Source organism: Bacteroides sp. L10-4, assembly GCF_013373675.1.
GTDB classification, from domain to species: domain Bacteria; phylum Bacteroidota; class Bacteroidia; order Bacteroidales; family Bacteroidaceae; genus Bacteroides; species Bacteroides muris.
The window spans coordinates 1-8,286 of the sequence record NZ_JABXJH010000093.1 but is presented as its reverse complement, the minus strand read 5'-3'; the positions used below and the strand labels follow the sequence as shown (position 1 = coordinate 8,286).

Genomic DNA, 8,286 nt, shown 5'->3' with positions numbered 1-8,286 from the left:
TGACAAAACGCACTTGAAAGACCTCTTCGACAAAACTAAATTTCAATATGACAAAGACCGTTTCGGACCAAATGGGCCAAATTTATTTAATGTTTAACTAGTCCCTATTTTTTATGGGACACTAATGATTCAACATGGTTTTTAATCTCGTTTTGTTGATCAACAATGCAAAGATGGGGATATATATGCCTGCAAACAAAGAAAACAGCCTCGCTGAAGCTGTTTTCTGAGATAAGTTTATAAAGTATTGATTTACAATCTAACAGATTAGGCAAGCCAATTTAATCAAGAAAAGGAAAGCCTATTTCAAATTGATTGATGTAATCCAAAATACCTCTTCATGAAACAGACATAAACAAGACTTAACAAGAGGATGGTACATAGCAGATACCGGTAGCCTGAATCCAGACACATTATATATCCTACGATGACGATTGCCTGCACTGCCATGTAAATAGAAGAAACCATTACATGAGGAATCTTCAGCTCGTTCGCCATAATCTGATACATATGCTTGCGATGCGGCAGCCCGATATTCTCATGAAGCATCAGGCGATGAATGATAGTCAGCACACTATCCACACCGTAAACGGATAAAAGAACTATCCAGCTGAAATCTTCCGTTTCAATCACGAGCCTGCCTATCAGGAAAAGAAGGATGAAGGCAATGCTCACCGACCCCACATCACCCGCAAAGCACTTGGCCTTCCTGCGGAAATTGAAGAAACAGAAGACAAGAACGGAGCAGATAACGGTATAGATGAAATCCGCTTCCACAAAAGCCACCACCTCCTTATTGACATAAGCCAAAGCAGCAAGAATAACCAGAGAATAACCGCCGGTTATGCCGTTAATGCCGTCCATAAAGTTGTAGGCATTGATGATGCCCGTACAGACTATCAAGGCTATGACTATCCACCACCACGACAAGGAGAACAGTCCCCACTGATAAAACATCATAGCCATGGCAGAGAAATGAAAAAGCAGCCTTGTCATCTGCCCCGTGGATCTTATGTCGTCCACGAAGCTGATGAACGTCACCAGTGTCAAGGCAAGCAGGAACCAGGGATATTCAAAGCCGCTCGTCAGGAAACAGGCCAACGCCCCGAAATAGAAGATAATCCCACCGCCGCGCAAAGTCACTTTCGTATGGGAACTGCGCTCATTGGGCTTGTCGATGATATTGCACCTGTCAGCCACCTTAAAATAAAAAAGTTCTGCCAAAAACAGCAGAACCAAAACCATCAAATAATACATCATCCGTTTTTGATTATCCAGTAAAACCAAAGCTGAATACATGTAAATCCTAAAGATACAATACCCAGCCCTATCGATATGACATCTAAATATACATTCATTCTATCTTGAAGTTTTCTAACACATTGGTCGGCTTCCATCCCAATTCACGCATGGCTTTTTTGTTACTGAAAGTAAGCGATTCTGTGATTTTCTTCAGTTTCAAAGAATTGATAGGCGCTCTCTTCCCTAAGCAGTCCCCTACCAAAGCCATACACTTAGCCACCCAATAAGGTATTGAGAATGGTATTCTTTTATTCAGCTGTTTGCAAATAACCGCTTCCAACTCTCTGAAAGAAGGATGGTAACTGTCACATACATTATAGACACCACCTTTTTCTGCCAACAAAGGAACCAGCCTTGCTATATCTTGTACCATCAACACACTTTTCCGTGCACGACTTCCGGCAATACCGAGATATCTTCCATTGCGGATGCCCCGAATCATCGCTCCTAAATTTCCTAGAGGATTACACCCAGCAATCAAGGAAGGACGGATAATACCCAAAACAACGTTGTGTTCGTAGCACCATTTCTGCAAGAACTCTTCGGCCAGACGTTTACTCATGGCGTACGGAGTTGTCCCATCCAAAGGATGCTCTTCTGTAATCTCTTCTCCATACTCGCAACCATACACGGCCACTGTAGAAATAAAGATAAAAGCTCGGGGAAAACCTCTCCTTTCCAATGCCGCACAGAAATTCTTTGTACCTTGCAGGTTTACATCAAAGAAAGCTTGTTTCTCTGCTTCCGTCTTGGGTACAACATGTGCTTTTCCAGCTGCATGAAGAACTATATCATACCGCTCACGCAGCTCTGGTACTTCCTGTGCGATGTTCACGGTATAGTCATCCTGTGGCAACAGACCTACAGTGGTAACTTCGTACATAGCTTCCAAAAGAGGACGCACGTTGTTACCCAAGAACCCAGAAGCCCCTGTAAATAAAAGTTTCATGAAATTAAATAGAAAAAATTAATTCAAAAGAAAAGTAATATCAAAATGCAGTTCCGGAGTCATAACAAAATTCCCTCCTTTACTACGTTTTCATAAAAAGAGGTAAAACGTCTACCCCATTCATGCACGGTTTCTATGTCGCTATCCGAACGTGCATCACCACGCACCCCACTCCCATAGAGAATAATAACCTTCAAATCACGAAAGTTACGGTGTAGCACTTCTTTGATTAATGATATAACATGCGGAGATTCATAGAAACATTATTAAATATGCAACAAAGTTACGCAAAATATGCAAGAAGAATTTACTTCTGATTGTAATCATCCTATTTTCCCCCATGGCAGTTCTTGCCATGAAGGCCAGTTTATCGTATAATTAGCGGTTTTTCCCATCAAGTAGTTTTTCCATTATTCTTCGAACTTTTGAGATATAAATTGATAGTACCGCTCCAGAACCACATTTTTAGCGAACACATTGCAAGCTACCCATAGAGCCTTCCTTCCCATTTCATTTATCGCATCTGGATTCGATACTATTTGCTCAATTGTATCCTTTAGTTGTTCTGGATTATTGGGTTCAACAACCCATCCCATACCATATTTCTGAATATTTGTTGCAATTTCCGAATCAGACTCACCAATATACAAAATAGGCTTTCCTGTTGCCATTATATTATATGACTTAGATGGGACACCAAGACCATACATACCATCAGCTAATGTTACAATACCTACATCACAACAATTCAAAAAATCATTTTGAGTAGTTCTATCTCTAAAGCCTGCAAAAGTAACGTTCGTATGGCTCTTCGCAAATGCTTCAATTTCCGCCGTCTTTGCACCAGCACCTACAAACAAGAAAGCTACATTGGGATTACTAACTTTACCAAAAGCAATTAACGCATTGTCAATTCCTTGCGCTTTACCTAAATTTCCAGCAAACTGGAAAACGAACTTATTTTTGAGTTTTTTCTCATATTCCTGATATAGCCTTGTACTTTCCTTTGTTATAGGTTGAACATCATTTACGTCAGCCCAATTTGTAATAAGTGGTATATCTTTCTTGCCCCTTGTTTTACTTTCTATGACTTTCGACATGTCGCAACCAATGGAGATGCAAGAATCTGCAGCAGTATAAGCTTTATCAAACACATTCTTGAGCAGAGAATAGGCAAGTCCTTTTTTCGTCAGTTTTCCAATACTCACCAGATTCTCTGGAAAGATATCATGCACTAATATATGATATTGACATTTTGTCTTCTTCCTTACCCAAGGCATGAACAGCATGAAGAAAGCTGGATTCGTAAGGCAAACAACAACATCACCTTCCTGAATATTATTTTTTGCAAGTCGAACCAACTGGAAACTAGAAAGCAACAAGCGCCATACTCGCTTTATCAAATGATCTTTATCTACCTGCTTACCTAAAGTCCTGAAATACTCAACGCCATTATGATGTTCATGTATGGAGTCGGAAACTTTATCCGAAGTATAGTAGATGTTGTTGGTCGTAATTACTCCAACTTCAAGTCCCTTGCTGGCTATGTATTCTGCTATTTCGGTAACATAATATCCGGTAGTAACAACTACCGGATAAGCATACTCAGAAATTATCCAACATTTTTTCATGCTTTTCGCCAAACCATTTTGTTAATGATTCCTACATAGCTCTGAATGAGCTTAATTACTTTAGTGGATACATTCTCATCCGTATATGCAGGAACTGCACATGCATCATCACCATTGGCGTGCATAGTGGTAGCAAGTTCTACTGCCTGACATACAGCCTCAGAGGTGATGCTGCCAATGATGAAGACGCCCTTGTCCATGGCCTCAGGACGCTCCGTAGAGGTACGAACAGATACTGCTGGAAAATGGAAGAAGGCACCTTCCTCTGGTGCGGTACCAGAATCAGAAACAACACAGAACGCGTTCTGCTGGAGTTTATTGTAGTCAAAGAAGCCAAGTGGCTTATGTTGAATGACACGCTTGTCAAACTGGAAGTTTCTCTTCTCAATCATCTTCTCAGAACGTGGGTGACAGCTATAAAGGACAGGCATATCGTAGGTACGTGCCATCTCGTTGACAGCATTCATCAGAGAGAAGAAGTTTTGTTCGATGTCAATGTTTTCCTCACGATGAGCTGAAAGAAGGATGTACTTGCCCCTCTCAAGTCCAAGTTCCTGAAGAATGTTTGAAGCCTCGATTTGCGGAAATACAAACGAAAGTACCTCAGCCATCGGTGAGCCGACCACATAAGTGTACTCTGGCTTGACACCGGAATCAAGGATGTAACGGCGTGCATGTTCACTATAGCACAGATTCACATCACTGGTGACATCCACAATACGGCGGATTACCTCCTCCGGAAGATTCTCATCCTTACAGCGGTTACCTGCCTCCATGTGGAAAATAGGAATTTTCAAACGTTTGGCGGAGATAACGGACAAGCAACTGTTGGTATCCCCGAGTACAATTACAGCATCGGGCCTTACCCGGGCCATGAGTTCATAACTCTTGGATATAACGTTGCCCATTGTCTGACCGATGTTCTCACCCACTACTCCCAAATAATAATCCGGTTCGCGCAGTCCAAGATCCTTAAAAAACACTTCATTCAAAGTATAATCATAGTTCTGCCCCGTGTGAACCAATACATGCTCAAAATACCTGTCACATTTCTTTATGATTGCCGACATCTTGATAATCTCAGGGCGAGTGCCAAGAATCGTCATTAATTTCAATTTACCCATAAGTTTTTAATATAAAGGATATAATTCTTTATGACTGTCAACCCATTCTTTCATCTCGATGACCATTTGCTCATACGTAGGAACCACAAAGTTGAAGTCCGTCCGACAGCAAATCAGTGTCTTGTCCAGTACCAGACTTTCCGACGGATTGATGGTAAGATCGTCGTTACGGAAATACTTATTGAACAGGCATAACAAGTCATATTTGGTTATGCTTCGGTTATTCACCAGATTATACAGCCCCGTCAGATTCTGGACTAATGCCTGCTCCATGGCCTTTGCCAAGGTAAGTGTGGTCACACCTGTCCAGACAGCCTTGGTAAAGCCATTGATGCAGCCACTCTGCTTCATGAACCAATGGAAAAGACCGATACCGTCCTCATTGATGTCCGGACCGACAATGGAATTTCTAAAGGTAAGATTCTTCTTGTCATTCACCTCTCCCAAAGCCTTGGTACGGTCATAATACGACCGGCCATCAGGAAATGAGTTCTCACTATAAGGTCCCGTATTGCCTGCAAATACACAGTCAGTGCTCATTTGTATAAAACGAGTCCGCTTGTCCTCAAGCCATGCCACAATCAGATGGGGCAGATAACTGTTTATATAGACAGCCTTTTCAGGAGCGGATTCCGCAAATTGGTTCAGCAGGCCGATACAGTTTATCACAGCATCATAATCACCGTCCGCAATCACAGCCCGCAAATGCCCTGTATCAAAGGCGTCTCCCTGAATCCAGCTGCAAAAGGAAAAAGGCTTGCGGGAAAAGGCCGTCACGTCATGCCCTTGTTCCTTAAAATAAAGTGCAATGGTATGGCCTGCCATACCTGCAGCGCCCAGTACTAACACTTTCATACTACAATATTATTCAGAACGTATCTCACGTGCCTTGGCCTTCGAAATCAGACCAAGGTCCTCTTGTATAAACCGGAGTCTCAACAGTAGTTCCTTCATACCCTCCACATCCAATCGGCGGGTATTGTGACTGTGATAATCTTCAATCCTGGCAATCTCCTCGTTGCCTTCCGTAAAGAATTTGTCATAGTTCAAATCACGGTTGTCACAAGGTATACGGTAATAGTTACCCATATCCTCTGCCTTTGCCATCTCTTCACGGGTTACCAAAGTCTCGTACAGCTTCTCACCGTGGCGCGTGCCTATCACTTTCACTTCAGTCTCACCATACCTCGAATCTATTCTCTCATAGGTCTGCTTCAATGCTTCGGCAAGCGTATCCAATGTAGCAGCCGGGGCCTTCTGCACAAAAAGGTCGCCGTTCTTGCCATGCGTGAAAGCATAGATTACGAGGTCTACGGCATCATCCAGCGTCATCATGAAACGGGTCATGTTCGGATCCGTAATGGTAATGGGCTTACCATCCATCATCTGTTCCACCCAAAGAGGAATCACCGAACCACGGCTTGCCATCACATTACCGTATCGTGTACAGCAAATTGTAGTTCCTGCGTCTTCACCCAGTTCACGGCCTTTCGCAATGGCAACTTTCTCCATCAATGCCTTGCTGATACCCATCGCATTGATCGGATAAGCCGCTTTATCGGTAGAAAGTACCACCACGTTTTTCACTCCATGTTCAATGGCTGAAAGCAATACATTCTCCGTTCCCAGCACATTGGTGCGGGTGGCTTCCATAGGAAAGAACTCACAGCTCGGAACCTGCTTCAAGGCTGCGGCGCTGAACACATAGTCCACTCCACGCATGGCAATATCAACGGAGGTTTTGTTGCGTACATCACCAATATAGAATTTTACTTTCGGATTTTGCAAGGCATGACGCATATCATCCTGCTTCTTCTCGTCGCGACTGAAAATACGAATTTCTTTAATATCGCTATCAAGAAAACGACGAAGAACGGCGTTGCCAAAACTGCCGGTACCTCCTGTTATAAGGAGGACCTTGTCTTTGAATACTGACATAAATATATCGTATAAGAAAATAAATTATTTGTTTATCAATTCGAAAAATTTTCCCCAACTGCTTTCTTTAGGAGTCAGAGGCTCGAATGCGGGTGCTTCTTCATAGATGCGTGTTATCAAATCTGCCCATTTTTCATGATTTTCAGCCTTAGCAAACATCACGCCCTCATATCCGTTTAGAACTTCATGCGCATAGTCCAAATCAGATGCCATAATAGGTAAACCGAAAGCAGCTGCTTCCAATAACGGCAAGCCAAGTGTTTCGATAGTACTGGGAAAAAGCAAGCCCCGCGATGCTTTGTAAAATGACAGCAAATTCTCATGGCTCATTACTCCATCAAAAACAAACTGTTCGCTCACCCCATATTCAACTATCAACTGTTCTAAAAGAGGATATCCTCCAATGGGTATGGTAAAATGTATACGAATCTTAGCAAATACCGAAGGATTACTCTGACGCAATATGCGCACAGCTTCTACCAATGTCTTATGCTCCTTGTAAGGAAACGGAGTTGCCGGATAAATAAAATGAAGACAATCGGCAGATAGATTCGCAGCAATAATCTTATCTGTTTCTATTTTTTCTACATCAGGAAACAAAACATGCACTCTATCTTCTGCAAATTTATACTTCTTGCAAAAACCTCGCTTAATAAATGGTATCTGTACTACAACATCCGTTTTATCATTCAGCGTACTACTTACAAAAAAAGGATAAATGTGTTTATAAAGCCACATCATACGCTCCTTCGCCTTTAATAGATTCCATTTTCTAGGATAAAAAGGAAGCGGCTGGTGGTAGTATACCACTTGTTGACATTCTATTACAGAACCGGTATTTTGTAATGAGACAATTACATCCGGGATAATATTTCGTTGCTTTAACCATCTCTTTAAACCACCATGTTCCCACGCAATACGATGTCTCCAGCTGTGATTATCGTCATGTACAAAAATAACACCATCAATCACAGGTTGTTCCACTGAAGAATCTATAAAAATATAATATCTATTTCTATTGGTATTTTTAGACAGATGATAAATAAATTGGCGATAAATAGAAATTGCTCCACTACTACGCAATGCAGCAGCATTCACTATGACAGTTTTATTCTGAAAAGGAAACATTAAACAATCCTTCATTTTTATATGGAGTATTAAAATACAAACAAAACATCCCTAATACGCAGAAATGGTTATCTTAATTTTCATTGATAAGTAACTAATCAAAATTAAGCAGCATTATGTTTAAGTTTAATACCCAAGGTATCCCCGACAGCCGCCAATGCCCTATTGACGGTGTAAAAGAGGTTGTCGCTACTTGCATAATCCTGCGGTCTGA

The 8,286-nt window shown here is 41.7% G+C and carries 7 protein-coding genes; all 7 read right to left on the bottom strand.

Annotated features, from left to right (window positions below; all coding sequences use genetic code 11):
• Positions 1-306 precede the first annotated feature (306 nt).
• Positions 307-1,257 carry a glycosyltransferase family 4 protein gene (locus HU824_RS18465; protein ID WP_176469648.1) on the bottom strand — a complete coding sequence of 317 codons (951 nt, stop codon included), beginning with the start codon at positions 1,255-1,257 and terminating at the stop codon, positions 307-309.
• Between the two features lie 97 nt (positions 1,258-1,354).
• The gene (locus HU824_RS18460; RefSeq protein ID WP_176469647.1) at positions 1,355-2,251 is read right to left on the bottom strand and encodes an NAD(P)-dependent oxidoreductase; all 897 of its coding nucleotides are present in this window, start codon (positions 2,249-2,251) and stop codon (positions 1,355-1,357) included.
• 410 nt (positions 2,252-2,661) lie between these two features.
• A complete protein-coding gene (locus HU824_RS18455) occupies positions 2,662-3,882 on the bottom strand; it encodes a glycosyltransferase family 4 protein (protein ID WP_176469646.1) in 1,221 nt (406 codons plus the stop codon).
• Positions 3,879-5,006, bottom strand: coding sequence for a non-hydrolyzing UDP-N-acetylglucosamine 2-epimerase (gene wecB / locus HU824_RS18450; RefSeq protein ID WP_176469645.1), 1,128 nt, complete (start codon positions 5,004-5,006; stop codon positions 3,879-3,881). Before wecB ends, HU824_RS18455 begins: the two co-directional genes overlap by 4 nt.
• 6 nt (positions 5,007-5,012) lie before the next feature.
• Complete coding sequence (locus HU824_RS18445) at positions 5,013-5,861, bottom strand: sugar nucleotide-binding protein (protein WP_176469644.1); 849 nt, start codon at positions 5,859-5,861, stop codon at positions 5,013-5,015.
• Positions 5,862-5,870: 9 nt separating this feature from the next.
• Positions 5,871-6,944: a polysaccharide biosynthesis protein gene (locus tag HU824_RS18440; protein WP_176469643.1), complete on the bottom strand. Its 1,074-nt coding sequence runs from the start codon at positions 6,942-6,944 to the stop codon at positions 5,871-5,873.
• Positions 6,945-6,968: 24 nt separating this feature from the next.
• Positions 6,969-8,087 (bottom strand): glycosyltransferase, encoded by a 1,119-nt coding sequence (locus HU824_RS18435; RefSeq protein WP_176469642.1) that lies wholly within the window; start codon positions 8,085-8,087, stop codon positions 6,969-6,971.
• Positions 8,088-8,286 lie beyond the last annotated feature (199 nt).

Bases quoted from the DNA above. Each gene is read 5' to 3' on its own strand.
- wecB (WP_176469645.1), bottom strand. From the start codon at position 5,006: ATGGGTAAATTGAAATTAATGACGATTCTTGGCACTCGCCCTGAGATT.
- HU824_RS18465 (WP_176469648.1), bottom strand. From the start codon at position 1,257: ATGTATTATTTGATGGTTTTGGTTCTGCTGTTTTTGGCAGAACTTTTT.
- HU824_RS18455 (WP_176469646.1), bottom strand. From the start codon at position 3,882: ATGAAAAAATGTTGGATAATTTCTGAGTATGCTTATCCGGTAGTTGTT.
- HU824_RS18435 (WP_176469642.1), bottom strand. From the start codon at position 8,087: ATGAAGGATTGTTTAATGTTTCCTTTTCAGAATAAAACTGTCATAGTG.
- HU824_RS18460 (WP_176469647.1), bottom strand. From the start codon at position 2,251: ATGAAACTTTTATTTACAGGGGCTTCTGGGTTCTTGGGTAACAACGTG.
- HU824_RS18445 (WP_176469644.1), bottom strand. From the start codon at position 5,861: ATGAAAGTGTTAGTACTGGGCGCTGCAGGTATGGCAGGCCATACCATT.
- HU824_RS18440 (WP_176469643.1), bottom strand. From the start codon at position 6,944: ATGTCAGTATTCAAAGACAAGGTCCTCCTTATAACAGGAGGTACCGGC.